Here is a 23,122-nt window from a genome sequence, read left to right as displayed (position 1 = left end):
TGCGGCCGGGCCGGAACGCCCGGCAGCGCCGCCATGCGGCACGGTCGCGGCGGGCGGCGATCACGCCGGCCGCAGGCCGCCTCGCGCTGTTCGGCAGCATGGCCTAGCGGCTCAGCGAGACCGGCTGGCCGTCCGTCGTCTGGCCGTCGAAGCGCTCGGCGCCGGACGAATAGAGCCGGGCGATGACGCTGCCGGTCTCGTCGTAGAGCGCGAGCTGCTTGCCGCTGACGTTCCACGACTTGACGCTGTCGAGCGGGGCCGGACAACGCAGCGGGCCGGCACGGAAGCCCTCGCCGAACTTGGTCTGCGGCGTCGCCACGCGGCAGCTCTGGCCGGCGACGTTGACGCTCCACACGCCGGCGACGCTGCCGGCGGTGATGTCCGGCGCGCTGGCGGCCGCCTCGGGGTCGAGCGCGGCGACCTGCGTCTCCTCGCCGGCGCCCGGCGCCTCGGGAAACTCGCTGGCATCCGGCGTCGTGGGCGGCGGAAGCTGGCCCTGCGTCACCGTGCCGGACGGCGCCGGCGGCAGCGGCGCGGGCGCACGCCCGGCCATCGGCGACAGCCGTTCGGTCTGGCAGCCGGCGAGAAACAGCGTCGCGAGCGAAACGGCGACGACGCCGGTCTTGGTCAAATTCATCCCGTCCTCCGTGGAAGCCACAACAAGCGCTGGCCCCTTCGGTTCCCGTTGAAGCGGCAAAATAATGGCGATGTTGGGGAAATGACAGCCCCCGGAGGGTTAAGATCGCGTTTCGCCGGGCTCATTCTCGCCGCTGGGCAGGGACGGCACGAAGACATAGCCGTGCGGCCCGAGGATGTGGCACTCGCGCAGGCCGTGCGGTTTGTCGGCCGCGCCGGCCAGGATGTCGGCGCCGGCCGCCCGGGCGCGCGCCTCCGCGGCGTCGGGGTCGAGGCCGTAGAGCCGCACCTCGAGGCCGGCGCCGCGCGCCTCGACCGCGGCGATGCCGTGCATGGGATGGTCGAGATAGCTGTGGTCGGCGTGCAGCAGGACCACCGAGCCGAGGCATTCCAGCGCGCAGAAGTCGGCGTCGGCATAGACGATGCCGGCGCCGAGCACGTCGCGCCAGAAGGCGGCCATCGGCGCCACCTCGGCGACCAGCAGGTTGAGCCCCACGCCGCGCGGCAGCGAGCGGCCGAACGCCGCCGCCGGCATCCACGGCTCGCCCGTGCGCTTCTTGGCCAAGGCGGCATCCTCCGTTCCCGCGACCGCGGCGATCCTGCCGCCATGCGGCGCGGCCCGCAACGGCCAGCGCGCCGCCGGCGGTGCGGCCAGAGGCGCTTGCGCGGCCGCCGGCCCGGCCTATCTTGAGGTTGATGAACCGGCGCAAGCTTCTCACCACGGTCGGCCTCGGCGGCCTCGGCGCGCTGGCGGTCAGCGGGCTGACGGTCGGCCGCGGCCGCGCCAATGCCTATTACGACGGGCCGCCGAGCGACCATTTCGACGGCCGCGTCTTCTTCAACCCCGACGGCACGCCGCCGCGCCACTTCGCCGACCTGCTGCGCTGGCAGCTCGGCGGCGGCAAGGCGGCGTGGCCGGCCGCCTGGCCGAGCCCGCATCCGCCGGCGCGCCCGGTGCCGCGCGTCGACGGCACCGGCCTGCGCGTTACCATGGTCGGCCACGCCACCCTGCTGGTGCAGACGGCCGGCCTCAACATCCTGACCGATCCGGTGTGGTCGCAGCGCGCCTCGCCGGTCGGCTTCGCCGGGCCGCGCCGCGTCAACCCGCCGGGCATCGCCTTCGACGACCTGCCGCCGGTCGATCTCGTGCTTCTCACGCACAACCACTACGACCACATGGACGTCGCCACCCTCGCCCGCCTGCGCGCCGCGCACGACCCGCTGGTCGTCACGCCGCTCGGCAACGACGCCATCCTGGCCGATGCGGTGCCGGGGCTGAAGGTGCGCGCGCACGACTGGGGCGACAGCCTCGCCGTCGGCCCGGCGACCGTCCATGTCGAGCCGGTGCACCACTGGTCGGCGCGCGGCATGACCGACCGGCGCATGGCGCTGTGGGCCGGCTTCGTCGTCGACGGTCCGGCCGGCAAGGTCTACTGCGTCGGCGACACCGGCTTCCACGACGGCATCAACTACCGGGCCGCCGCGGCGCGGCACGGCGGCTTCCGGCTCGCGCTGCTGCCGGTCGGCGCCTATGCGCCGCGCTGGTTCATGCAGGGCCAGCACCAGGATCCCGACGAGGCGGTGGCCGGCTTCGCGCTGTGCGGCGCCGCGTTCGCCGCCGGCCATCACTGGGGCACCTTCCAGCTCACCAACGAGCCGATCGAGGAGCCGCGCCAGCGTCTCGACGCCGCGCTGCGGGCGGCCGGCGTGGCGCCGCCGCGCTTTCGCGCCATGCGGCCGGGCGAGGTGTGGGACGTGCCGCAGCCGGCCGTCTGAGCCGCGCCGGCGGGCGGGCGGCGGCATCGCCCGACAACGCGGTCCCGGGTTGTCGGGCCCGCCGCAGGCGTGCAACCGCGGGGGAGTCCACCGGGCCGCGACATGCTATAGACTGAGACGAACGTCCTTTGGGGGAAGGGGTCCGTCACATGCATCGCCGACTGCCGTCAGCCGCCCTCGCCGCGGCGCTGATCCTCGCCGCCGCGCCGGCCGCCGCGGGGCCCATCGTCGAGCAGGCCGAGGAGGCCGAACGGCTGCTCGAGGCCGGCGAGCCGGTCGCCGCGGTCGAGGCGCTCGACCGGGCGATGGAGGAGATCTGGCGCCGTGCGCCGCTCGTCTTCCGCAAGGTCGTGCCGGTGGAGAGCGCCTCCGGCTACGGCCTCTATGTCGAGCGCGAAGACAGCGCGCTGGCGCCGGGCGAGCCGCTCAAGGTCTATGTCGAGCCGATCGGCCTCGCCTATGGCCGCAACCGCGTCGGCAGCCTGGAGATCAACGCCGACCTCGACCTGGCGATCGAGAACCCGCTCGGCACGACGCTGTTCGCGCAGGAGGATTTCCTCAATCTGTCGCTGCCCGTGCGCTACCGCAACCGCGAGGTGCAGTTCACCATCACCGTCGAGCTCGACGGCGCGCCGGCCGGCGACTACGTGGCGCGCTTCACGGTCCGCGACCGGCATTCCGACAAGCGCGCCCGGTTCGCGCTGCCCTTCTCGGTGGCCGAGCGCTGAGCCGCAGGGCAGCGGCGGGAACAAAGCGGCGGCGGCCGCGTTGCATCAACCGTCGCCCCGGCCGCGCCAGGCGGCCGGTCGGGCGGCACAACCGGAGGGGCCTGACATGCTCAAATGGATTCTCATTCTTCTGGTGATCGCGGCCGTGGCCGGCCTGCTCGGCATGAACAGCATCGCCGGCGCGGCGATGACCGGCGCCAAGATCCTGATCGGCATCGTGCTGATCCTGTTCCTCCTGGTGCTGCTCGGCATCGTCGCCATCGCCTGAGCCGGGCGGGCGGCTGGCAATTCGCCGTGCGATCCGCCATATAGGCGCCAGATCCTTCCGGAATGGTGCCTGCATGGCGGAAAAGGTTCAGTTCGCGAAAATGAACGGGCTCGGCAACGCGATCCTCGTGGCCGACATGCGCGGTCGAACGGACCGCGTCAGCCCGCAGGCCGCGCGCGCGCTCGCCGCCGATCCGGCGACCGCGTTCGACCAGATCATGGCGATCCACGACCCGCGCGCGGAAGGCACGCAGAACTACATCGACATCCTCAACGCCGACGGCTCGCGCGCCGAGGCCTGCGGCAACGGCATGCGCTGCGTGGTGCAGGCGCTGGCCGCCGAGACCGGCCGCCGCCGCTTCACCTTCGAGACGCCGGCCGGCGTGCTCGACGCCGAGGAGCATGCCGACGGCACCATCTCGGTCGACATGGGCCGGCCGCGCTTCGCCTGGCAGGACATCCCGCTCGCCGAGCCGTTCGCCGACACCCGCGCCATCGAGCTGCAGGTCGGGCCGATCGACGCGCCGGTGCTGCATTCGCCGGCCGTCGTCTCGATGGGCAATCCGCACGCCGTCTTCTTCGTCGACGACGACGTGTGGGCCTACGACCTGGCGCGGCTCGGCCCGCTGCTCGAGCATCACCCGATGTTTCCCGCCCGCGCCAACATCACCGTCGCCCGCGTCACCGCGCCCGACGCCATCACCATGCGCACCTGGGAGCGCGGCGCCGGGCTGACGCGCGCCTGCGGCTCGGCCGCCTGCGCGGCGGCGGTGGCGGCCGCGCGCACCGGGCGCACCGGGCGCAGCGTCACCGTCACGGTGCCGGGCGGCCCGCTCGCCATCGTCTGGCGCGACGACGACCACGTCGTCATGACCGGTCCGGCCGAGTGGGAGTTCTCCGGCCGTTTCGACCCGGCCACGGGCGCCTGGCAGCGCGACGTCGAGGGGGCGGCCTGATGGCGCTCGACATCGTCACCTTCGGCTGCCGGCTCAACGCCTACGAATCCGAGGTCATGCGCCGCGAGGCCGGCGCCGCCGGCCTCGGCGAGACGGCGGGCGGCGCGGTCATCGTCAACACCTGCGCGGTGACCGGCGAGGCGGTGCGCCAGGCGCGCCAGGCGATCCGCCGCGCGCGCCGCGACAACCCGGCCGCGCGCATCGTGGTGACCGGCTGCGCGGCGCAGACCGAGCCGGACGCCTTCGCCGCCATGCCCGAGGTCGATTTGGTGCTCGGCAACGCCGAGAAACTTGCCGCCGACAGCTACCGCGCGCTGCCCGATTTCGGCGTCGCCGCCAGCGAGAAGCTGCGCGTCAACGACATCATGAGCGTGCGCGAGACCGCCGGCCACATGGTCGACGCGCTGGACGGCCGCGCCCGCGCCTTCGTCCAGGTGCAGAACGGCTGCGACCACCGCTGCACCTTCTGCATCATCCCCTATGGCCGCGGCAACTCGCGCTCGGTGCCGATGGGTGCGGTGGTCGACCAGGTGCGCCGGCTGGTCGACAACGGCCATGCCGAGGTGGTGCTGACCGGCGTCGACCTGACGAGCTACGGCCCCGACCTGCCGGGCCGGCCGACGCTCGGCCGGCTGGTGTGCACCATCCTCGCCCAGGTGCCGGCGCTGCCGCGCCTCAGGCTGTCGTCGATCGATTCCATCGAGGCCGATGCCGAGCTGATGGCGGCGATCGCCGAGGAGCCGCGGCTGATGCCGCATCTGCACCTGTCGCTGCAGGCCGGCGACGACATGATCCTCAAGCGCATGAAGCGGCGCCATTCGAGCGCCGACGCGGCCGCCTTCTGCGCCGCGGCGCGCCGGCTGCGCCCCGACATGGTGTTCGGCGCCGACATCATCGCCGGCTTCCCGACCGAGACCGAGGCGATGTTCGAGAACTCGCTGGCGATCGTCGAGCGCTGCGGCCTGACGCATCTGCACGTCTTTCCCTTCAGCCCGCGCGCCGGCACGCCGGCCGCGCGCATGCCGCAGCTGCCGCGCGCCGTCGTCAAGGAGCGCGCCGCCCGCCTGCGCGCCGCCGGCGAGGTGGCCTACCGCCGGCACCTGGCCGCGCTGGTCGGCACGCGCCAGCGCGTGCTGATCGAGCGCGAGGGCCTCGGCCGCACCGAGGGCTTCGCGCCGGTCGCCGTCGCCGGCGCGCCGGGCAGCATCGTCGAAGCCCGCATCACCGGCGAGGACGGCCGCCGCCTGCTCGCCCGCCCGACCCGCGCCCACGCCGCCTGACCGGGAGACTTCATGGCGCTCGGACTGATCAAGAAGTTCTTCTCCTTCGGCAAGAAGGAGGTCGAGGAACGCCCGCCGGAGGGCGAGGCCGCGCCCGACGCCGCGGCCGAAGCGACGGCGGAGCCCGCCGCCGGGCACCCGCCACACGCCCCCGAGAGCCAAGCGCCGGCCGACGACCGCGGCGAGCCGGCCGCACCGCAAACGGACGAAACCCCGGCCGCGCCGGAGCCACCGGAGGCGCCAGACGCGCCCGCCGCGCCGCACGCCCGGCCCGACGCGCCCGCCGGCGCCGCGCCGCAGGTCGGCCCGGCCCAGCCGATCGACACGGTCGAGCCCGAACCGACGCCGGCTCCTGCCGCGCCGGAGGAGCCCGCGCCGGCAGCCGCCGAGACGCCGGACCGCGCGGCCGAACCGGAGACCGAGAGGGCAGCGCCCCCCGAGCCCGAGCCCGAGCCCGAGCCGGTGGCCGCGCCGGAACCGGAGCCCGAACCCGAACCCGCGCCGCCGCCGCCGCGCACCGAGGCGAAGCCGGCCGCCGACGAGCCGCGACGGCCCGACGCCGAACCGGCATCGCCGGAGGCGCCGCGGGCCGGCACGACACCGGCCGAGCCGCCCGCCGCTGCCGCGCCGTCGGTGGAACCCGGGCCCTCTGTCGAACCCGCGCCGCCGGCCGCACCGCCCGCGCCCGAAGCCGAGGCGCCCGCCGCGCCCGGCCGGGTGACGGTGGCGCGCACGGTCGAGCGCCCGGCGGACGCCGCGCCGCAGCCGGCCGCGCCGGATGCGCGGCCGTCCTGGGTGCAGCGCCTGCGCGACGGCCTGTCGCGCTCCTCGCGCGAGCTCAAGGACAGCATCTCCGGCGTCTTCACCAAGCGGCGGCTCGACGAGGACACACTGCAGGATCTGGAGGACGTGCTGCTGCGCGCCGATCTCGGCCTGGAGACGGCGATGCGCGTCACCGACGCGCTGGCCGCCGGCCGCTACGGCCGCGACGTCTCGGAGGACGAGGTACGCACGGTGATGGCCGACGAGGTGGAGAAGGTGCTGGCGCCGGTCGCCCTGCCGCTCGAGCTCGACCTGTCGCACAAGCCGCACGTCATCCTGGTGGTCGGCGTCAACGGCACCGGCAAGACGACGACCATCGGCAAGCTCGCCGCCAAGCTCACCGAGGGCGGCCTGTCGGTGATGCTGGCGGCCGGCGACACCTTCCGTGCCGCGGCCATCGAGCAGCTCAAGATCTGGGGCGAGCGCACCGGCTCGCCGGTCGTCGCCTCCAAGCTCGGCGCCGATGCCGCGGGCCTCGCCTGGGATGCCTTCGAGAAGGCGCGCGCGGCCGGCAGCGACGTGCTCATCATCGACACCGCCGGCCGGCTGCAGAACAAGGCCGAGCTGATGGCCGAGCTGGAGAAGATCGTCCGCGTGCTCGGCCGGCACGACCCCGAGGCGCCGCACACGGTGCTGCAGACGGTCGACGCCACGACCGGCCAGAACGCGCTCAGCCAGGTCGAGATCTTCAGGAACGTCGCCGGCGTCAACGGCCTGGTGATGACCAAGCTCGACGGCACCGCGCGCGGCGGCATCCTCGTGGCCATCGCCGCCAAGCACAAGCTGCCGGTCTACTTCATCGGCGTCGGCGAGCAGGTCGACGATCTCGAACCCTTCTCGGCCGGCGACTTCGCCCGGGCGATCGCGGGAGTGAACCCATGACGCAGCGCCTGTTCGAGCGCGACCCCTCCGATCCCGAGCGCAAGGTGCTCAACCCGCTGCTCAAGCTGGCGCTCGAGCTCGGCCCGCTGCTCGTCTTCTTCTTCGCCAATGCGCGCGGCGCGTGGCTGGCCGATACGGTGCCGGCGCTGGGCGCGCTCGGCGGCCCGCTGTTCATCGCCACCGGCCTGTTCATGGTCGCCACGGCGCTGGCGCTCGGCACCTCCTGGGCGCTGACGCGCACGGTGCCGATCATGCCGCTGGTCTCCGGCGTCATCGTCTTCGTGTTCGGCGCGCTGACCCTCGTCCTGCAGAACGAGGTGTTCATCAAGATGAAGCCGACCATCGTCAACACGCTGTTCGCCGCGGTGCTGCTCGGCGGCCTGGCCTTCGGCAAGTCGCTGCTCGGCTACGTGTTCGATTCCGCCTTCCGGCTCGACGCCGAGGGCTGGCGCAAGCTGACGCTGCGCTGGGGGCTGTTCTTCATCTTCCTGGCGCTCGCCAACGAGGTGGTCTGGCGGCTGTTCTCGACCGACTTCTGGGTCGCCTTCAAGGTGTGGGGCATCATGCCGATCACCATCGCCTTCACCGTCTCGCAGATGCCGCTCATCATGCGCCATGCGCTGGAGGAGGAGGACGCGGCGAAGTAGCCGGCGGCGCGGCCGGCGGTTGACACCGGCGCCGCGCATCGTCTATGTGCCTGCGACCCTTTCGGCGCGCCGGCCCGGCGCGCTCTTGTGTTTCGGCCCCTCGCGGGCGCCACCGACGGACGGACCCGATGAAGATCAAGAATTCGCTCAAGGCGCTGCGCAGCCGCCACCGCGAGAACCGCATGGTGCGCCGCAAGGGCCGCGTCTACATCATCAACAAGTCCAACCCGCGCTTCAAGGCGCGCCAGGGCTGACGCCCCGCGCCGGCGGGCGCGGCTCACGACCTTTTCAGTTTGACGCTGCGCGCGGGGCGACTAGATTCGCCTCATGCGCAGCGTTTTCGTCGTCCTTTCCGCCTTCCTCCTGTTCGTCCTGCCGGCGCGCGCCGCGCCGGACGATGGTCCGCCGACCTTTCAGCAGCAGCACGAAGAGCGGCTCGACACGCTGTTCGCCGACCTCAAGCGCGAGCGCAACGAGACGGCGGCCAAGCGCATCGCCGGGCGCATCCAGGAAGAGTGGAACCGCTCGGGCAGCGACACCGCCGATCTCCTGATGCGCTGGGCCTACAAGGCGATGCGCGAGCGCGAGTTCGCCGTGGCGCTCGACTTCCTCGACCAGGTGGTCGTGCAGTTCCCCGGCTACGCGGAAGGCTGGAACCGGCGCGCCACCGTACATTTCATGATGGACAACCACGCCAAGGCGATGGCCGACATCGCCCGCACGCTGGCGCTCGAGCCGCGCCACTTCGGCGCGCTGGCGGGCCTCGCCGGCATCCTAAAGGCGAACGGCGACAACGCTCTGGCGCTCGATGCCTATCGCCGCGTGCTCGCCGTCTACCCGATGATGCGCGAGGCGCAGGAGGAGGTGGCCGAGCTCGCCGAGGAGATCGCCGGCGAGAACATCTGAGCCGCCCGGCCCCGCCGACCGCCCGCCCTCCGTCCGTCCCGCCGAGCGCCGCATGAACCTCGCCGTCGCCATCGCCGCCCTCGTCCTGTCGCTCGGCCTCGCGCTGGTCGCCGTCACCCGTGCCGGCGTCTGGCTGATCGAGCGGCGCCATCCGCCGGCCGGCAGCTTCGCCGAGGTCGCCGGCACGCGCCTGCACTACGTGCACCTGCCGGCCGAGGCGCCGGAGCTGCCGCCGGTGGTCTTCCTGCACGGCGCCAGCGGCAACCTGCTCGACCAGATGGGTCCGGTGCTGCCGCATCTCGCCGGCCGCGCCGAGCTGCTGTTCGTCGACCGGCCGGGCCACGGCTGGTCCGAACGCGGCGCGGGCAACGGCGATCCGCAAGCGCAGGCCGGCACGATCGCCGCGCTGATGGCGCATCTGGGCATCGCCGAGGCGGTGATCGTCGGCCACTCGTTCGGCGGGGCGGTGGCCGCCGCCTTCGCGCTGGCGCATCCCGAGCGCACGCGCGGCCTGGTCTTCCTCGCCGCCGCGACGCACCCCTGGCCCGGCGGCGCCGTCACCTGGCACTACGAGCTGGCGGCCCGGCCGCTGCTCGGCCGGCTGTTCACCGAGACGCTGGCGCTGCCGGGCGGCCTGCTGCGCATGGCCGCGGCGACGGCCTGCGTCTTCTCGCCGAACCGCATGCCCGACGGCTACGCCCGCGAGGCGGCGATCGGCCTGGTGCTGCGGCCGGCCGCCTTCCGCGCCAATGCGCGCGACGTGGCCGGCCTCTACGACCACGTGCGCGGGGCGGCCGCGCGCTATCGCCAGATCGCGGCGCCGACGGTGATCGTCTCGGGCACGCGCGACACCGTCGTCTACGAGGACATCCATTCCGGCGGGCTCGCCCGCGACATCCCCGGCGCCGAGCTGCACTGGGTGCGCAATCTCGGCCACAAGCCCGACTGGATCACGCCGGCGCTGGTCGCCGGCGCCGTGGCGCGCGCGGCCGGCAGACCGGTCGACCTCGCCCCGCTGGTCGCCGAGGCCGAGGCGCGGATCGCCGGCGACGCCTACGGCCCGGTGGAGCGCTGCGCCGACGACCGGCCGCGCCCGGCGATCGGCGGAGCGGCCGGCGAAGGCGGTTGAGGCGGCTCAGGCGACGGGCGGCGCTCTAGCGTTTCGAGGCGAAGTCGAAACCGGTTCGCCGTTCGGAAACGCGTGAAAACAATGCGTTAGAGCCGATCTGTGATTCCGTGAAACGCAGAGCGGCGCTAGAGGCCGCCGAGCCCGTCGGCGCCAACATAGGCGATGCGCAGCATGTTGGTCGCGCCCGGCGTGCCGAGCGGCACGCCGGCAGTGACGATGACGCGGTCGCCCGGCCGCGCGAAGCCCTCGCGATGGGCGATGCGGCAGGCGCGGTCGACCATGTCGTCGAGATCGACCGCGTCGGGCGCCACCACGCAGTGCAGCCCCCAGACCAGCGACAGCCGGCGCGCCGTGGCGGCGACCGGCGACAGCGCGACGATCGGCACGCGCGGCCGCTCGCGCGCCGCCCGGAGGCCGGTGGTGCCGGACGAGGTGAAGCTGATGATGGCCGACAGGTTGAGCGTCTCGGCGATCTGCCGCGCCGCCAGCGAGATGGCGTCGGCGCCGGTCGCCTCCGGCTCGGAGCGCTGGGCGTTGATGATGCCGGCATAGGTCGGATCGCGCTCGACCTGCTCGGCGATCGCGTCCATCGTGGCCACCGCCTCGACCGGGTACTGGCCGGCCGCCGATTCGGCCGACAGCATGATGGCGTCCGCGCCCTCGAACACGGCGGTGGCGACGTCGGACACCTCGGCGCGCGTCGGCACCGGCGAGGAGATCATCGATTCCAGCATCTGGGTGGCCACCACCACCGGCTTGCCGGCGCGCCGCCCGGCGCGGGTGATCTGCTTCTGGATGCCGGGCACCGATTCCAGCGGCATCTCGACGCCGAGATCGCCGCGCGCCACCATCAGCGCGTCGGACAATTCGATGATCTCCGACAGCCGGCGCACCGCCTGCGGCTTCTCGATCTTCGACATCAGCGCGGCGCGGCCGCGCGCCACCTTGCGCACCTCGGCCAGGTCGTCCGGCCGCTGGATGAAGGACAGCGCGATCCAGTCGACGTCGCTCGCCAGCACGGCGTCGAGGTCGCGCCGGTCCTTCTCGGTCAGCGCGCCGACCGGCAGGTCGGTGTCGGGCAGGCTGACGCCCTTGCGGTCGGAGATCCGGCTGCCGGCCACCACCCGGCAGACGATCGCCCGGCCGTCGGCGCTCTCGGCCTCGAGGTGCAGCCGGCCGTCGTCGATCAGCAGCCGGTGGCCGGGCTCGACCGACTTCAGGATCTCGGGATGCGGCAGGTGCACGCGCGTCGCGTCGCCGGGTGCGGGATCGTCGTCGAGGGTGAAGGTCTGGCCGACCTGCAGCGTCTGCGCGCCGTCGGCAAAGCTGCCGATCCTCAGCTTCGGCCCCTGCAGGTCGGCGAGGATGCCGATCGGCCGGCCGGCCGCCTTCTCCACGTTCCGGATGCGCCCGACCAGCGTGCGCATCAGCGCGTGGTCGGCGTGGCTCATGTTGATCCGGAAGCAGTCGGCGCCGGCGTCGAGCAGCGCGCGGATCTGGGATTCTTCTGACGAGGCGGGACCGAGAGTGGCGAGGATCTTGACCTTGCGGCTGCGTCTCATTGGGCGCCCATTCCGGAGACCACGGGCGAACCGGCGCCCGGCCCGTCGGTGAGCTGCACCATCCAGCTCTCCTGCTCGCCCGTGTCGTACTCCTGGAAGCCGGCGCGCTGGAAGCCGCGGGCGAAGCAGTCGGACACGCCGGCGATCTTGAACTCCTTCTCCGCCACGCACATCCTGACCTCGCCCTCCCAGCGGCCGCCGCGTTCGGCGTCCTCGGCATAGAGGTAGTAGTAGCGCGACGACAGCGGACCCTCGATCAGCGTCTTGCAGCTCGAGCCCTCGACATGCCACCAGCCTTCGCTGATCCAGCCGGTGCGGGCGCGGTAGCCGATGGCGACGCCGACCAGGTTCTGCGTCGCGTTGCACACGCGGAAATCGGCCTTGGCCGGCGCGGCCGGAGCGCCGGCCGAAAACGCCGCCGCCAGCAGCGGCACGGCCGCCGCCCGCCACCACCGCTTGGCCCGTGCGAAACCCATCGCGACACCCGTTGCCCTGACGATCAGCATCCTTCGCACCCCTTTTCGGAAATGTCCCGCCGCCTGTCAACGCGACGCAAGCGCCGCCGCGCGGGCGCCAGCCTTGCGCCACGAGCATGGCCAAAGCGCGGCATTGCCCGGCGCCGGCATTCATGGAAAAGAGGGGACCGAACCGACCGCGACGAAGCCGGATTCCGCAGCCCGCCAATGACCCGTTCCTCGCAGTTCCAGCCCGCCGAGATCGTCGAGGGCGACCGCGCCGGCGGCCTCGTGCTTATCGCCGACCATGCCGGCCGCGCCCTGCCCGAGGAGTACGGCACGCTCGGCCTGCCGGCGGCGGAGTTCGAGCGCCACATCGCCTACGACATCGGCGTCGAGGCGCTGACGCGGCGGCTTGCCGCGCTGACCGGCGCGCCGGCGGTGCTCGCCCGCTTCTCGCGCCTGCTGATCGATCCCAACCGCGGCGAGGACGATCCGACGCTGATCCGCCAGCTCTATGACGGCACCGTCGTGCCCGGCAACTACCCGATGGCCGCCGCCGAGCGGACGCGCCGGCTGGAGCGCTTCTACCGGCCCTACCACGACGCGGTGTCGGCGGTGCTCGCCTCCGTCGCGCGGGAGACCGGCGCCGCGCCCTTCGTCTTCTCCGTCCACTCCTTCACGCCGGCCATGCAGGGCCGTGCCCGGCCGTGGCACGTCGCGGTGCTGTGGGACAACGACCCGCGCGCCGTGCGGCCGCTGCTTCGGGCGCTGGCGGCCGACCCGGCGCTCACCGTCGGCGACAACGAGCCCTATGACGGCGCGCTGCGCGGCGACACCATGTTCCGCCACTGCACCGCGAACGGCTACGCCCACGCGCTGATCGAGATCCGCCAGGACCTGATCGCCGACGAGGCCGGGGCGGCGGCCTGGGCGGAGCGGCTGGCGCCCGTGCTTGACGCGATCAACGCCGAGCCCGATATCCACCGGGTGCGCCGGCACGGCTCGCGCACCGGGCCGCTGTAGAGCGGTTCCGGGCGAGCCGGCGGCACGCAGAGCGGCTTGCGCCGGCGCCGGCCGACGCGCCCGCACCGTCCAGCAAGGAGACCCCGCCATGGCCGACATGACCGACGAGCAGCAGCGCGACTTCGAGGCCGCCGCCTTCCGCCGGCTGCTGGAGCACCTGCGCACGCGCACCGACGTGCAGAACATCGACCTGATGAACTTCGCCGGCTTCTGCCGCAACTGCCTGTCCAACTGGTACCGCGACGCGGCCGCCGATGCCGGCGTCGAGCTCAGCAAGGAGGAGGCACGCGAGATCGTCTACGGCATGCCCTATGCGCAGTGGCAGGCGCGCCACCAGACCGAGGCGAGCGCCGAGCAGAAGGCGGCCTTCGCACGCAACCGGCCGGCCGACCACTGAGCCGCCGCTGAGCCGCCGCGCCGGGGCGCCGGCGGCCCGTGCGCCCTTGACCGCGGGCACGGGCTCGGGCATCGAGCGGCACCCTTGCCCGCCACCCGCAACCTGATTCCGGAGCCCCGCATGGCCGACGACATCACCGAACCCACCTCGCAGACCGTGGCCGCCGGCCAGCTGCGCGCCTTCATCGAGCGCATCGAGCGGCTCGAGGAGGACAAGCAGGCGCTCGCCGACGACATCAAGGACGTCTATGCGGAGATGAAGGCCAACGGCTTCGACACCAAGGCGGTGCGCACCATCGTCCGGCTGCGCAAGAAGGACCAGGCCGAGCGGCAGGAGGAAGAGGCGATGATCGACCTCTACAAGGCCGCGCTCGGCATGGCCTGACGGCCGCGGCCGTCTCAGGTCCGCCCGTCGAGATGGCGGGCCCGGCGCAGCTCGGGAAACAGCCACGCCCAGATGCCGGCGACCGCCACCGCGCCGACGCCGCCGAAGACGACCGCCGGCACCGTGCCGATCACGGCCGCCATGGTGCCGGCGCGGAACTCGCCGAGCTCGTTCGAGGCGCCGACGAACACCATGTTGACGGCGTTGACGCGGCCGCGCAGCCGGTCGGGCGTCCATAGCTGGATCAGCGTCTCGCGCACATAGACGCTCACCATGTCGGCCGCGCCGAGCCCGGCGAGCGCGGCGATCGACAGCCATGGCAGGCGCGACACGCCGAAGACGACCGTGAAGACGCCGAACAGCGCGACGAAGACGAACATCAGCAGCCCGGCATGGTCGCGCAGCGGATGGCCGGCCAGCCACAGCGCCACGACGACCGCGCCCATGCCCGGCGCCGCGCGCAGCAGCCCGAGCCCCCAGGGGCCGAGCTCGAGGATGTCGCGGGCATAGACCGGCAGCAGCGCCACCGCGCCGCCGAGCAGCACGGCGAACAGGTCGAGCGAGATGGCGCCGAGCACCACCTTCTCGCGGCGGATGTAGCGGAAGCCGGCGAGGATCGTCTCGGCCGACAGCTTCTCGGTCTCGGTCTTCTGCGCTGGCCGCGGGATCGACAGGGCGAGCCCGGCCGAGCCCAGCATCAGGAGCCCGGCGACCAGATAGGCGCTCTCCGCGGCGACGCCGTAGAGCAGGCCGCCGGCCACCGGCCCGACGATGGTGGCGGTCTGCCAGGCCGACGAGTTCCACGCCACCGCGTTGGCGAAGTCGCGCGGCGGCACCAGGTTGGCGACCAGCGAGGCGGCCGCCGGGCCGAAGAAGGCGCGCGCCACGCCGAACACCGCCAGCACGGCGAAGATCGCCCCCGCGGTGACCGCGCCGCTCAGCGTGAGCGCGAGCAGGGCGGCCGCGCAGGCCGCCTCGAGCCCGGCCGCCAGCCCCATGACGGCGCGCCGGCCGACGCGGTCGGCGACGGTGCCGGTGACCAGCACGAGCAGCAGCGCCGGCGCGAACTGGATGATGCCGACCAGGCCGAGGTCGAACGGGTCGCGGGTGAGGTCGTAGACCTGCCAGCCGACGGCGACCGAGACGATCTGCGTGGCGAAGGTGGCGAGGAAGCGCGCCGCCCAGTAGCGCAGGAAGGCGCCGTGCCGGAAGGCGGCGAAGCGCGGGTCGGGGGCGGCAGCCGGCTCAGCCTCGCTCATCGGTTGTCCGCCGCCTCCGCGCGCCGGGGGTCGTGTCGCCGCGCCCGGCCGTCGCGCGCTGCGGCCGCTGGCGGTCTCGGACGGATGGAAGCGGAAGGAACTGGCCGGCCGATGGTGGAGCTGAGGGGAATCGAACCCCTGACCTCGTCATTGCGAACGACGCGCTCTCCCAACTGAGCTACAGCCCCGTCGCCGGTTGCGGCGCATTTAGGTCGCGGGCCCTGCCACTGTCAAGCGCCGACTTGGGCGCGGGACTTGCCGCCCCGGCGGCCAGTGGCTACATCACGCGGAACCAACCGGAGTCCGCCATGCTCGCCCTCATCCAGACCCTCGTCCTGGCGATCGACATCTACTGGTGGCTGATCATCCTGGCCGCCGTCTTCTCCTGGCTGTACGCCTTCAACGTGGTCAACCCGCGCAACCAGTTCGTCGGCATGGTGAGCGACGCCCTGTTCCGCATCACCGAGCCGGCGCTGCGGCCGATCCGCCGCTTCCTGCCCGACCTCGGCGGCATCGACATCTCGCCGATCATCCTGCTGCTGCTGCTGTTCTTCGTGCGCCAGTTCCTGCTGACCAGCGTGGCGCCGGCCCTGATGTGAGGCGGGCGGATTTCTACCGCCTTCGCGACGACGGGGTCGACGTCTTCGTCCGGCTGACGCCGGGTGCCCGCAGGGACGCCATCGAGGGGCTGGCGGCGACCGCCGAGGGCGGCCGCCGGCTCAAGGCCTATGTGCGCGCCGTGCCCGAGGCGGGCCGCGCGAACCGCGCGCTGGAAAGGCTCATGGCGCGCGCGCTCGGGGTAGCGGCCGGCGCGGTGGCGCTGACGGCCGGCGGCACGGCGCGCGCCAAGACGCTGCATGTCGCCGGTCCGCCGGCGGCGCTGGCCGCCCGGCTCGACGCGCTCGCATCGGCACGGACGGGGTGAGGCGGGATGGCGGCGCCGGGCGCGGCCGGCTATGCTGCCCCGCCACCGCCGCAGGAGATCCGCCGATGCCGCGTCCCGCCGTTCTCGCCGCCGCCGTCACCGCCCTCGCCGCATCGCCTGTGGCGGCCGCCGACATCACCAGCGCCTACACCGAGATCGACGCGCAGACGAGCTGCGTCGTCTATGCCGCGGCGGCCGCCGACGAAGGCGGCGACTGGGCCAGCCTCGCCTGCGCCGGCTACCGCGGCTACCCGGTGCTGATCGCCTATGGCGACGCGCGCGAATCGGTCTTCTACGGCTTCCCGCCGGCCGGCGGCGGCGAACTGGAATGGGAATCGTTTGCCGGCTTCAACCGCACTGGCCCGACCGTCGAGTGGCGGCTGTGGCACGACGGCGACAGCGTGGTGCCGTTCGCCGCCATCCACCGCTGGTTCGTCGTCGCCGATCCGCAGGACCCGGAGGCCGAGGTCGAGGTGCTGGTGGTCGAGAAGGTCGGCCAGCCGGACCGCGGCGAGGGCTGCGCGGTCGGCTACGTGGTCGCCACCGGCAACGCCGGCGCCAACGAGGCGGCGCGGCGCATCGCCGACAACCAGGTGCACGACTTCGCCTGCGGCGCCGACCAGCCGGTGATCGACGCCGGCGACGTGCCGGTGCCGGCGTTCACCGGCTTCGGCGGCTAGCGTTTCCAGGCGACATGGCTATTGGTTCGCCGTCCCGAAACGCGCCAAGCCTCCGAGTTGGAGCCGATCTGCGAACCGGTGAGACGCAGAACGGCTCGCGCGTTGCCAGGCGTAGCCGATACCGGTCCGCGGCCGCGCCGGCTCAGCGCGCGGCGCGCGCGATCGCCTCGACGATCATCTTGCGGGCCGCCGCGGCGTCCATGAAGTCGCCGATCTTGACCCACTTGCCGGGCTCAAGATCCTTGTAGTGCTCGAAGAAGTGCTGGATCTGCTGCAGCGTGATCTCCGGCAGGTCGGTGAAGTTGCTCACCGTCTCGTAGCGCCGGGTCAGCCTTGGCGCCGGCACGGCGATGATCTTCTCGTCCTGGCCGGAATTGTCCTCCATGACGAGCACGCCGATCGGCCGCACGTTGATGACGCAGCCCGGCACGAGCTGGCGCGTGTTGCACACCAGGACGTCGATCGGGTCGCCGTCCTCCGACAGGGTGTGCGGCACGAAGCCGTAGTTCCCCGGATAGGTCATCGGCGTGTAGAGGAAGCGGTCGACGACCAGCGTGCCGGCCTCCTTGTCCATCTCGTACTTGATCGGCTGGCCGCCGAACGGCACCTCGATGACGACGTTGACGTCTTCGGGCGGGTTCTCGCCGATGGCGATGGCGTCGATGCGCATGGGCCGGGATTCCTCGCTTGCGGATGCCGCGCGGGCTTGGAGCCTGTCGTGGCCAGGGCCAATCGCCTGGCGTCGCCTCCATGCGGCAAAAATCTTCGCTATCCATGATGCCGGGCGAAAGGCCGCTCCGCACCGCTCGGCGTCAGCGTCTAGCCGAGCCGGCGGGAGGGAGCAATGCGACTTTTCGCCGGGCGCGCGCGCCGCGCGGCACCCCGCGGCCTCGGGACAGGGACGGCAAGACGGGCGGAGGCGGCCGGCCGGCCGCTCAGGCCCACACGAAGGCGACCTTGCGCAGCGCCTTCTGGTCGAACACCTCGACGCCCTCCGCGACGTCGCGTCCGCCGGCGCCGGCATAGAAGGACAGCGCGCCGGCATTGTCCTCCAGCGCCCACACGACCAGGCCCTTCAGCCCATGCTCGGCCAGCATCGCGCGCGCCGCCGCGAACAGCCGGCTGCCCAGGCCGATGCCCTGGTGCTCGGGGCGCAGGTAGAGCTCGTAGATCTCGCCCTGCTGCGGCAACTGGCGGGCGCGGTTGCGCCCCATCGTGGCGTAGCCGACCACCTCGCCGCCGAGCTCCACCACCAGCACGGTGGCCGAGCGGCGAATCGCGTTGGCCCACCAGCGCGGCCCGCGCCGGCCGATCATCTTGTTCAGCGCGCCGTGCGGGATGATGCCGGCATAGGCGCCGCGCCAGGCCGCCTCATGCACATCGGCGATCGCCACCGCATCGTTGGAGCGGGCACGCCGGATGTCGATCGAGAGGGTCTTCATGATTTGTTAACCTTAACCGGCCGCGCCCCCCGCGCGCAAGCCGGCGCGGCGCCGTCGTCCGGCGCGGCGCGATCAAATCTCGGCGACGTGGTCGGGCAATGCGTTGACCGCGCGCCCGGCGGCCGGAAAGTGCTCCGCAAGCACCGCGCCGACGCGATCGACCGCCGCGCACAGCCCGTCGGTGAGCCGGTCGTCCGCGGCCGCCGCCGTCAGCGCCTCCACCGCGTCCTGCCACACGGCCGTGTCGACGCGCGCGTCGAGCGCGGCATCGGCGATGATCTCGGCATACCGTTCCGCAAGCGAAACGAAGATCAGGACGCCGTTGCGCCCGGTCGTGCGGTGGATGTTGCGGGCCAGGAACTGGCGCCGCGCATTGTCCTGCGCCCGGCGCAGCTTCACCGCGCGCGGCACCATGCGCAGCCGCAGGCCGGGCCGCGCGGCGAGCAGCGCCCCGGCCAGCGCGAGCGACAGGAGCTGGGCCACGACGAGCAGCGTCGCCGGCGGCGCCCCCCACAGACGGTCGAGCACGACCGCCGCCGGCAGGCTGGCGACGAGCGTGGCCAGCGCCACGACGAGGGCGGCCGGATAGAAGTAGCCGTCGCTGCGCCGGGCGACGACGCAGAAGATCTCGCCGCTGCTGCGGCTCTCCGCCGCGCGGATCGCGTCGGCGACGGCGGCGTGCTGCCCGACGCTCAGCATGGCCGTCTCCGCCATCGGCTCACCAGCGCCCCGAGGCGCCGCCGCCGCCTGACGAGCCGCCGCCGCCGGAAAAGCCGCCGGAGGACGACGACCAGCCGGAGCTGCCGCTGCGCGCGCCGGAGCGTCCGCTGCCGGAACCGGTGTAGTCGACCGTCATGCCGAGCCACTTGTAGCGCTTCGGGCCGACCTTGCGGCCGAACACCGGCGCCAGCAGCGCGATGGCGATCGCGCCGCCGAAGATCGCCGCCCACAGCGCGATGAACACGATCGCCGGCCAGGGCATGCCGGATTCGCTCTCCTGCTGGCGCTCGGCGCGCGCCTCGAGCTCGGCCGCGTTGCCTTCCAGCACGGTGATGATGTCGTCGACGGCCCGGCTGATGCCGCCGGAGAAATCGCCGGCGCGGAAGGCCGGCACCAGGGTGTTCTCGATGATCAGCTTGCTGTGCAGGTCGGTCAGCGTGCCCTCGAGCCCGTAGCCGACCTCGATGCGCATCTGCCGGTCGCCGACCGCGACGAGCAGCAGCACGCCATTGTCCTCGCCCGCCTGGCCGAGCCCCCAGGCGCGGAACAGCCGGTTGGCGAAGGGCTCGATCGCCTCGCCGTCGAGCGTGTCGAGCGTCGCCACCACGATCTGGTCGGAGGCGCGCGCCTCGAAGGCGGCGAGGCGCTCGGTCAGCGCGGCCTCGCTCGCCGCGTCGATGACGCCGGCCCCGTCGACCACGCGCCCGGTCAGCGCCGGCAGAGCGGCCGCCGCGGCGGCCAGCGCCAGCACCAGCAGCGCCGTCGCGAGCGCCGCCGCCGCCGTGCGCATCACCGTCGCCCGACGCCCGGCCGGCTCAGCCGGCACTGCCGAAATCGACCTTCGGCGCGTCCATCTTGTCCTCCTCGATGGTGAAGTTCTGGTACGGCCGGTTGTCGGTGAACCACAGCCTGGCCCACAGCATGGACGGCAGCGTGCGCAGCGCGGTGTTGTAGCGCCGCACCGCCTCGATGTAGTCGCGCCGCGCCACCGCGATGCGGTTTTCCGTCCCCTCGATCTGCGCCTGCAGGGCGAGGAAGTTCTGGCTCGACTTCAGCTCGGGATAGTTCTCCACCACCGCCAGCAGCCGCGCCAGCGCACCGCCGAGCTCGGCCTGGCGCGCCTGGAAGGCCGCGAAGGCGTCCGGATCCGTCAGCGTCTCGGCCGACACCTCGACCTGGGTCGCCGCCGCGCGCGCCTCGACCACCGCCGCGAGCACCTCGCGCTCCTGCGCGGCGAAGCCCTTCACCGTCTCGACCAGATTGGGGATCAGGTCGGCGCGCCGCTGGTACTGGTTGAGGACCTCGCTCCACGCCGCCTTGGCCTGCTCCTCGTAGGTCGGGATGGTGTTGAAGCCGCAGCCGGCGAGCAGCGGCGCCAGCAGGACGAACAGCACCGCCGCCTTCAGCGGCTGCAGGACGGACGCAACGGACGGCGCGGCGCGGCGCATCGGCACGGACATGGTTTCCCCCGGAAGAAAGCGGCATTCGACGCCGGACGAGAATAGTAGTATTCAGCGGCCGAGGAAACGACGAAGACGGCCGGAGGCGGACGAACCCGATGGGCGAGAGCAGGCGGCGCAGGCGGGCCGAGGAGGACGCGGCCGAGCGGCAGGCGGAATCGCGCCGCATCCTCGAGCGCGTCGGCCGCGAGGGCGACATCGGCTCCTCCTTCGCCGGCCAGACGCTGCGCCGCACGCGCGACCACTTCGCCGCCGCCGACGCCGACGACAAGGACGTGATCGAGGTGTGGGGGACGCGCATCGGCCGCCTGCTCGCGCTCGTCTTCTTCCTCGTGCTCGTCGTCTGGCTGATCGGCTTCCTGACGCGCGGCTGATCCGGTGGCGCGAACCGACCCCGCGCCGCAACGGAACGCCGGCCGCCGGCCGGGCGCGGTGATCGTGCTGTCGAGCCATGTCGCGCGCGGCGCCGTCGGCAACCGCGCCGCCGTCTTCGCGCTCGAGCGGCTCGGCCATCCGGTGTGGGCGGTGCCCACCGTGACGCTGCCCTGGCATCCCGGGCACGGGCCGGCCACCCGCATCGTTCCGGATGCACAACAGTTTGCCGCCTTTCTCGGCGACCTCGCCGCCGCGCCCTGGCTCGGCGAGGTCGCGGCGGTGCTGTCGGGCTATCTCGGCGCCGCCCATCAGGCCGCGCCGATCGCCGCGCTCGTCGCCGCCGCGCGCGCCCGCAATCCCGATCTCGTCTATCTCTGCGACCCGGTGATCGGCGACGCCGGCGGCCTCTACGTGCCGCAGGCCACGGCGGCCGCGATCCGCGACACGCTGCTGCCGGTCGCCGACATCGCCACGCCCAACCGCTTCGAGCTCGGCTGGCTCGTCGGCGAAACGCCGCGCACGCTCGACGCGACGGTCGCCGCGGCGCGCCGGCTCGGCCCGCCGCAGGTGCTCGTCACCTCCGCGCCGTGCGCCGAGCCCGCCACCACCGGCAGCCTGCTGGTCGGCCCGTCCGGTGCGACGCTCGCCGCCCACGCCGCCGTCGCCGACCCGCCGAACGGGCCGGGCGACCTGACCGCCGCGCTGTTCCTCGCCCGCCTGATCGGCGGCGCGGCGCCGGAGGCGGCGCTCGCCGCGGCCACCGCCTCGGTGGTCGACATCCTCGCCCATGCCGCCAGGGCCGGCGCCGACGAGCTGGCGCTGCAGGCCGAGGCCGAGCGGCTGGTCCGGCCGCGCGCGACGGTGCGCCTGTCGGCCGTCGGCGCGCTGCACGCCTGACGATGGGCAGCGGGCCGGCGGCGGCCGGCGTCGACGGCTGCCGCGGCGGCTGGATCGCCGTGATCGAGGAGCCCGGCCGGCCGCTGCGCGTGGCCGTCATGCGCCGCTTCGCCGCGCTGGTCGACGCGCTGCCGCCGACCGCCGCCATCGCCGTCGACATGCCGATTGGCCTGCCCGAGCGGGTGACGCAGGGCGGGCGGGGGCCCGAGCGCCTGGTGCGCGCCCGGCTCGGCGCCCGCCAGTCGAGCGTCTTCTCGATACCCGCGCGCGCCGCCGTCTACGCCACCGGCGACGCCGAGGCGGCCGCCGACTGGGCGGCCGCGCACCGCCGCGCCAGCGCCGTGGCGCGGCAGACCTCGGAGCCGCCGCGCGGCGTCTCCATCCAGGCCTTCGGCCTGTTCCCGCGCATCCGCGAGCTCGACGGCCTGCTGCGCGCGCGGCCGGAGCTCGGCCGGCGGATCGTCGAATCGCATCCCGAGGCGGCCTTCTGGCGGCTCAACGGCGAGCGCGCCATGGCGCTGCCCAAGAAGGTGAAGAACCGCGTCCACCCGCCGGGCATGGCCGAACGCCGCGCGCTGCTCGCCCGCCTCGGGCTCGCCGGCCCGCTTCTCGAGCGGCCGCCGCCGGGCGCCGGCGAGGACGATCTGCTCGACGCGGCCGTGCTGCTCGCCGTCGCCCGGCGGCACGCGGCCGGCCGCGCCGTGCCGATGCCCGATCCGCCGGACCGCGACGCGCACGGCCTGCCGATCGCCATCTGGACCTGAGACTGGCCGGTTGCCGTGGCGGCGCCGGCGGAGTATGCGCATGCCCATGGCAGAACTTCCCGAACGGCTGCTCGCCGGCTACCGCAACTTCATCCATGGGCGCTTCGCCGCCGAAACCGAACGCTACCGGGAGCTCGCGCGCGAAGGCCAGCGCCCCGACACGATGATCATCGCGTGCTGCGATTCGCGCGCCGCCCCCGAGACGATCTTCGACTGCGGCCCCGGCGAGCTGTTCGTCGTGCGCAACGTGGCCAATCTGGTGCCGCCCTACGCGCCCGACGACCGGCTGCACGGCACCTCGGCCGCGCTCGAGTTCGCGGTGCAGAACCTCAAGGTGAAGACCATCGTCGTGCTCGGCCACGGCCGCTGCGGCGGCATCAACGCCGTGCTCAACCCGGCCGACGAGCCGCTGTCGCCGGGCGATTTCATCGGCCAGTGGATGGGGCTGGTGGCGCCGGCCGCGGCGACGCTGCCCGAGGCGGACACGCTCGAGCCGGCCGCCCGCCAGACGGCGCTCGAGCGCGCCTCGATCCGCTTCCAGCTCGCCAATCTGCGCAGCTTTCCCTGCGTGCGCATCCTCGAGGACAGGGGCCGCCTGGCGCTGTGCGGCGCCTGGTTCGACATCGGCACCGGCGAGCTGTGGGTGATGGACGACGCCAGCGGCGCCTTCCACCGCGCCGCCGCCTAAAGCGGTTCCAGGCGGCGCGGAAAACCGGCTCGCCGTCCCGACACGCGATCGAACGCGGT

At 73.4% G+C, this 23,122-nt stretch carries 29 protein-coding genes, 1 tRNA gene and 1 pseudogene; 20 read left to right on the top strand and 11 right to left on the bottom strand.

The features are described from left to right. Positions 1-103: 103 nt before the first annotated feature. On the bottom strand, positions 104-637 hold the full coding sequence (locus N1F89_RS05590) for a protease inhibitor Inh/omp19 family protein (RefSeq protein ID WP_290082386.1): 534 nt from the start codon (positions 635-637) through the stop codon (positions 104-106). A 99-nt stretch (positions 638-736) separates the two neighbouring features. Then, positions 737-1,201 (bottom strand): hypothetical protein, encoded by a 465-nt coding sequence (locus N1F89_RS05585; RefSeq protein ID WP_290082383.1) that lies wholly within the window; start codon positions 1,199-1,201, stop codon positions 737-739. A gap of 131 nt (positions 1,202-1,332) precedes the next feature. Between N1F89_RS05585 and N1F89_RS05580 the strand changes: the two genes are divergently transcribed. The 10 genes from N1F89_RS05580 to N1F89_RS05535 all read left to right on the top strand — a co-directional run bounded on the left by N1F89_RS05580 (position 1,333) and on the right by N1F89_RS05535 (position 10,029). Then, the gene (locus tag N1F89_RS05580) at positions 1,333-2,412 is read left to right on the top strand and encodes an MBL fold metallo-hydrolase (protein WP_290082380.1); all 1,080 of its coding nucleotides are present in this window, start codon (positions 1,333-1,335) and stop codon (positions 2,410-2,412) included. Between the two features lie 149 nt (positions 2,413-2,561). Continuing rightward, positions 2,562-3,140: a hypothetical protein gene (locus N1F89_RS05575; RefSeq protein ID WP_290082378.1), complete on the top strand. Its 579-nt coding sequence runs from the start codon at positions 2,562-2,564 to the stop codon at positions 3,138-3,140. A gap of 106 nt (positions 3,141-3,246) precedes the next feature. Continuing rightward, complete coding sequence (locus N1F89_RS05570; RefSeq protein ID WP_290082375.1) at positions 3,247-3,408, top strand: DUF1328 domain-containing protein; 162 nt, start codon at positions 3,247-3,249, stop codon at positions 3,406-3,408. 73 nt (positions 3,409-3,481) lie between these two features. Further along, a complete protein-coding gene (gene dapF, locus N1F89_RS05565; protein ID WP_290082374.1) occupies positions 3,482-4,363 on the top strand; it encodes a diaminopimelate epimerase in 882 nt (293 codons plus the stop codon). After that, the gene (gene mtaB / locus N1F89_RS05560; RefSeq protein ID WP_290082372.1) at positions 4,363-5,643 is read left to right on the top strand and encodes a tRNA (N(6)-L-threonylcarbamoyladenosine(37)-C(2))-methylthiotransferase MtaB; all 1,281 of its coding nucleotides are present in this window, start codon (positions 4,363-4,365) and stop codon (positions 5,641-5,643) included. Before dapF ends, mtaB begins: the two co-directional genes overlap by 1 nt. 12 nt (positions 5,644-5,655) lie before the next feature. Beyond that, entirely contained in the window at positions 5,656-7,347 is a 1,692-nt protein-coding gene (ftsY, locus tag N1F89_RS05555; RefSeq protein ID WP_290082370.1) for a signal recognition particle-docking protein FtsY, read from the top strand. Beyond that, entirely contained in the window at positions 7,344-7,994 is a 651-nt protein-coding gene (locus tag N1F89_RS05550) for a septation protein A (protein ID WP_290082368.1), read from the top strand. Before ftsY ends, N1F89_RS05550 begins: the two co-directional genes overlap by 4 nt. 128 nt (positions 7,995-8,122) lie before the next feature. Then, on the top strand, positions 8,123-8,248 hold the full coding sequence (gene ykgO, locus N1F89_RS05545) for a type B 50S ribosomal protein L36 (RefSeq protein ID WP_290082365.1): 126 nt from the start codon (positions 8,123-8,125) through the stop codon (positions 8,246-8,248). A 73-nt stretch (positions 8,249-8,321) separates the two neighbouring features. Next, a complete protein-coding gene (locus N1F89_RS05540; protein ID WP_290082363.1) occupies positions 8,322-8,900 on the top strand; it encodes a hypothetical protein in 579 nt (192 codons plus the stop codon). Between the two features lie 52 nt (positions 8,901-8,952). Continuing rightward, the gene (locus N1F89_RS05535) at positions 8,953-10,029 is read left to right on the top strand and encodes an alpha/beta hydrolase (protein ID WP_290082361.1); all 1,077 of its coding nucleotides are present in this window, start codon (positions 8,953-8,955) and stop codon (positions 10,027-10,029) included. Positions 10,030-10,154: 125 nt separating this feature from the next. Here N1F89_RS05535 and pyk read toward each other — a convergent pair whose 3' ends face one another. Both pyk and N1F89_RS05525 read right to left on the bottom strand, forming a co-directional pair. Next, positions 10,155-11,591: a pyruvate kinase gene (pyk, locus tag N1F89_RS05530; RefSeq protein ID WP_290082359.1), complete on the bottom strand. Its 1,437-nt coding sequence runs from the start codon at positions 11,589-11,591 to the stop codon at positions 10,155-10,157. Continuing rightward, positions 11,588-11,971 (bottom strand): annotated as a pseudogene (locus N1F89_RS05525) (DUF1036 domain-containing protein); the annotation flags it as partial. The pseudogene N1F89_RS05525 and the gene pyk, both read right to left, overlap by 4 nt. 303 nt (positions 11,972-12,274) lie before the next feature. Between N1F89_RS05525 and N1F89_RS05520 the strand changes: the two are divergent. The 3 genes from N1F89_RS05520 (at position 12,275) to N1F89_RS05510 (ending at position 13,853) form a co-directional block, all read left to right on the top strand. Further along, complete coding sequence (locus tag N1F89_RS05520) at positions 12,275-13,072, top strand: N-formylglutamate amidohydrolase (RefSeq protein WP_290082354.1); 798 nt, start codon at positions 12,275-12,277, stop codon at positions 13,070-13,072. Between the two features lie 88 nt (positions 13,073-13,160). Further along, complete coding sequence (locus N1F89_RS05515) at positions 13,161-13,469, top strand: DUF1244 domain-containing protein (RefSeq protein ID WP_290082350.1); 309 nt, start codon at positions 13,161-13,163, stop codon at positions 13,467-13,469. A 120-nt stretch (positions 13,470-13,589) separates the two neighbouring features. Next, complete coding sequence (locus N1F89_RS05510) at positions 13,590-13,853, top strand: DUF2312 domain-containing protein (protein WP_290082349.1); 264 nt, start codon at positions 13,590-13,592, stop codon at positions 13,851-13,853. A 14-nt stretch (positions 13,854-13,867) separates the two neighbouring features. Here N1F89_RS05510 and N1F89_RS05505 read toward each other — a convergent pair whose 3' ends face one another. Then, positions 13,868-15,112: an MFS transporter gene (locus N1F89_RS05505; protein ID WP_290082347.1), complete on the bottom strand. Its 1,245-nt coding sequence runs from the start codon at positions 15,110-15,112 to the stop codon at positions 13,868-13,870. A gap of 112 nt (positions 15,113-15,224) precedes the next feature. Next, positions 15,225-15,300, bottom strand: a tRNA-Ala gene (locus N1F89_RS05500). Positions 15,301-15,420: 120 nt separating this feature from the next. Here N1F89_RS05500 and N1F89_RS05495 point away from each other — a divergent pair. The 3 genes from N1F89_RS05495 (at position 15,421) to N1F89_RS05485 (ending at position 16,717) form a co-directional block, all read left to right on the top strand. Beyond that, positions 15,421-15,711, top strand: coding sequence for a YggT family protein (locus N1F89_RS05495; RefSeq protein WP_290082345.1), 291 nt, complete (start codon positions 15,421-15,423; stop codon positions 15,709-15,711). Continuing rightward, positions 15,708-16,037, top strand: a complete 330-nt coding sequence (locus tag N1F89_RS05490; RefSeq protein WP_290082344.1) for a DUF167 family protein — start codon at positions 15,708-15,710, stop codon at positions 16,035-16,037. The genes N1F89_RS05495 and N1F89_RS05490 overlap by 4 nt, the downstream gene beginning before the upstream one ends. 65 nt (positions 16,038-16,102) lie before the next feature. Next, positions 16,103-16,717 (top strand): hypothetical protein, encoded by a 615-nt coding sequence (locus N1F89_RS05485; RefSeq protein ID WP_290082342.1) that lies wholly within the window; start codon positions 16,103-16,105, stop codon positions 16,715-16,717. Positions 16,718-16,859: 142 nt separating this feature from the next. On the opposite strand, the gene ppa is transcribed toward N1F89_RS05485, so the two are convergent. From ppa to N1F89_RS05460, 5 genes are all read right to left on the bottom strand, one after another. Further along, positions 16,860-17,387 (bottom strand): inorganic diphosphatase, encoded by a 528-nt coding sequence (gene ppa, locus N1F89_RS05480; protein WP_290082339.1) that lies wholly within the window; start codon positions 17,385-17,387, stop codon positions 16,860-16,862. Between the two features lie 265 nt (positions 17,388-17,652). Beyond that, positions 17,653-18,159, bottom strand: coding sequence for a GNAT family N-acetyltransferase (locus N1F89_RS05475; protein WP_290082338.1), 507 nt, complete (start codon positions 18,157-18,159; stop codon positions 17,653-17,655). Between the two features lie 72 nt (positions 18,160-18,231). Then, positions 18,232-18,858 (bottom strand): TPM domain-containing protein, encoded by a 627-nt coding sequence (locus N1F89_RS05470; protein ID WP_290082335.1) that lies wholly within the window; start codon positions 18,856-18,858, stop codon positions 18,232-18,234. Positions 18,859-18,877: 19 nt separating this feature from the next. Further along, positions 18,878-19,669, bottom strand: coding sequence for a YgcG family protein (locus N1F89_RS05465; RefSeq protein WP_290082333.1), 792 nt, complete (start codon positions 19,667-19,669; stop codon positions 18,878-18,880). 25 nt (positions 19,670-19,694) lie between these two features. After that, entirely contained in the window at positions 19,695-20,339 is a 645-nt protein-coding gene (locus N1F89_RS05460) for a LemA family protein (RefSeq protein ID WP_290082331.1), read from the bottom strand. A 98-nt stretch (positions 20,340-20,437) separates the two neighbouring features. Between N1F89_RS05460 and N1F89_RS05455 the strand changes: the two genes are divergently transcribed. The 4 genes from N1F89_RS05455 to N1F89_RS05440 are packed head-to-tail and all read left to right on the top strand — an operon-like array spanning position 20,438 to position 23,063. Then, the gene (locus tag N1F89_RS05455; protein ID WP_290082329.1) at positions 20,438-20,713 is read left to right on the top strand and encodes a hypothetical protein; all 276 of its coding nucleotides are present in this window, start codon (positions 20,438-20,440) and stop codon (positions 20,711-20,713) included. A gap of 4 nt (positions 20,714-20,717) precedes the next feature. Further along, positions 20,718-21,611, top strand: coding sequence for a pyridoxal kinase PdxY (pdxY, locus tag N1F89_RS05450; protein WP_290082327.1), 894 nt, complete (start codon positions 20,718-20,720; stop codon positions 21,609-21,611). A gap of 2 nt (positions 21,612-21,613) precedes the next feature. Next, complete coding sequence (locus N1F89_RS05445; protein WP_290082324.1) at positions 21,614-22,375, top strand: DUF429 domain-containing protein; 762 nt, start codon at positions 21,614-21,616, stop codon at positions 22,373-22,375. Positions 22,376-22,421: 46 nt separating this feature from the next. Then, positions 22,422-23,063: a carbonic anhydrase gene (locus tag N1F89_RS05440; protein ID WP_290082479.1), complete on the top strand. Its 642-nt coding sequence runs from the start codon at positions 22,422-22,424 to the stop codon at positions 23,061-23,063. Positions 23,064-23,122: the final 59 nt, after the last annotated feature.

This window comes from Aquibium sp. A9E412, from assembly GCF_030398335.1.
Taxonomy (GTDB): Bacteria; Pseudomonadota; Alphaproteobacteria; order Rhizobiales; family Rhizobiaceae; genus A9E412.
This window is presented reverse-complemented; position numbering and strand designations above follow the sequence as displayed.

What these genes read in the sequence shown, in the direction of transcription:
- N1F89_RS05590 (WP_290082386.1), bottom strand. Translation starts at nt 637, where the DNA reads ATGAATTTGACCAAGACCGGCGTCGTCGCCGTTTCGCTCGCGACGCTG.
- N1F89_RS05580 (WP_290082380.1), top strand. Translation starts at nt 1,333, where the DNA reads ATGAACCGGCGCAAGCTTCTCACCACGGTCGGCCTCGGCGGCCTCGGC.
- N1F89_RS05575 (WP_290082378.1), top strand. Translation starts at nt 2,562, where the DNA reads ATGCATCGCCGACTGCCGTCAGCCGCCCTCGCCGCGGCGCTGATCCTC.
- N1F89_RS05570 (WP_290082375.1), top strand. Translation starts at nt 3,247, where the DNA reads ATGCTCAAATGGATTCTCATTCTTCTGGTGATCGCGGCCGTGGCCGGC.
- dapF (WP_290082374.1), top strand. Translation starts at nt 3,482, where the DNA reads ATGGCGGAAAAGGTTCAGTTCGCGAAAATGAACGGGCTCGGCAACGCG.
- mtaB (WP_290082372.1), top strand. Translation starts at nt 4,363, where the DNA reads ATGGCGCTCGACATCGTCACCTTCGGCTGCCGGCTCAACGCCTACGAA.
- ftsY (WP_290082370.1), top strand. Translation starts at nt 5,656, where the DNA reads ATGGCGCTCGGACTGATCAAGAAGTTCTTCTCCTTCGGCAAGAAGGAG.
- N1F89_RS05550 (WP_290082368.1), top strand. Translation starts at nt 7,344, where the DNA reads ATGACGCAGCGCCTGTTCGAGCGCGACCCCTCCGATCCCGAGCGCAAG.
- ykgO (WP_290082365.1), top strand. Translation starts at nt 8,123, where the DNA reads ATGAAGATCAAGAATTCGCTCAAGGCGCTGCGCAGCCGCCACCGCGAG.
- N1F89_RS05540 (WP_290082363.1), top strand. Translation starts at nt 8,322, where the DNA reads ATGCGCAGCGTTTTCGTCGTCCTTTCCGCCTTCCTCCTGTTCGTCCTG.
- N1F89_RS05535 (WP_290082361.1), top strand. Translation starts at nt 8,953, where the DNA reads ATGAACCTCGCCGTCGCCATCGCCGCCCTCGTCCTGTCGCTCGGCCTC.
- pyk (WP_290082359.1), bottom strand. Translation starts at nt 11,591, where the DNA reads ATGAGACGCAGCCGCAAGGTCAAGATCCTCGCCACTCTCGGTCCCGCC.
- N1F89_RS05520 (WP_290082354.1), top strand. Translation starts at nt 12,275, where the DNA reads ATGACCCGTTCCTCGCAGTTCCAGCCCGCCGAGATCGTCGAGGGCGAC.
- N1F89_RS05515 (WP_290082350.1), top strand. Translation starts at nt 13,161, where the DNA reads ATGGCCGACATGACCGACGAGCAGCAGCGCGACTTCGAGGCCGCCGCC.
- N1F89_RS05510 (WP_290082349.1), top strand. Translation starts at nt 13,590, where the DNA reads ATGGCCGACGACATCACCGAACCCACCTCGCAGACCGTGGCCGCCGGC.
- N1F89_RS05505 (WP_290082347.1), bottom strand. Translation starts at nt 15,112, where the DNA reads ATGAGCGAGGCTGAGCCGGCTGCCGCCCCCGACCCGCGCTTCGCCGCC.
- N1F89_RS05495 (WP_290082345.1), top strand. Translation starts at nt 15,421, where the DNA reads ATGCTCGCCCTCATCCAGACCCTCGTCCTGGCGATCGACATCTACTGG.
- N1F89_RS05485 (WP_290082342.1), top strand. Translation starts at nt 16,103, where the DNA reads ATGCCGCGTCCCGCCGTTCTCGCCGCCGCCGTCACCGCCCTCGCCGCA.
- ppa (WP_290082339.1), bottom strand. Translation starts at nt 17,387, where the DNA reads ATGCGCATCGACGCCATCGCCATCGGCGAGAACCCGCCCGAAGACGTC.
- N1F89_RS05475 (WP_290082338.1), bottom strand. Translation starts at nt 18,159, where the DNA reads ATGAAGACCCTCTCGATCGACATCCGGCGTGCCCGCTCCAACGATGCG.
- N1F89_RS05470 (WP_290082335.1), bottom strand. Translation starts at nt 18,858, where the DNA reads ATGCTGAGCGTCGGGCAGCACGCCGCCGTCGCCGACGCGATCCGCGCG.
- N1F89_RS05465 (WP_290082333.1), bottom strand. Translation starts at nt 19,669, where the DNA reads ATGCGCACGGCGGCGGCGGCGCTCGCGACGGCGCTGCTGGTGCTGGCG.
- N1F89_RS05460 (WP_290082331.1), bottom strand. Translation starts at nt 20,339, where the DNA reads ATGTCCGTGCCGATGCGCCGCGCCGCGCCGTCCGTTGCGTCCGTCCTG.
- N1F89_RS05455 (WP_290082329.1), top strand. Translation starts at nt 20,438, where the DNA reads ATGGGCGAGAGCAGGCGGCGCAGGCGGGCCGAGGAGGACGCGGCCGAG.
- N1F89_RS05445 (WP_290082324.1), top strand. Translation starts at nt 21,614, where the DNA reads ATGGGCAGCGGGCCGGCGGCGGCCGGCGTCGACGGCTGCCGCGGCGGC.
- N1F89_RS05440 (WP_290082479.1), top strand. Translation starts at nt 22,422, where the DNA reads ATGGCAGAACTTCCCGAACGGCTGCTCGCCGGCTACCGCAACTTCATC.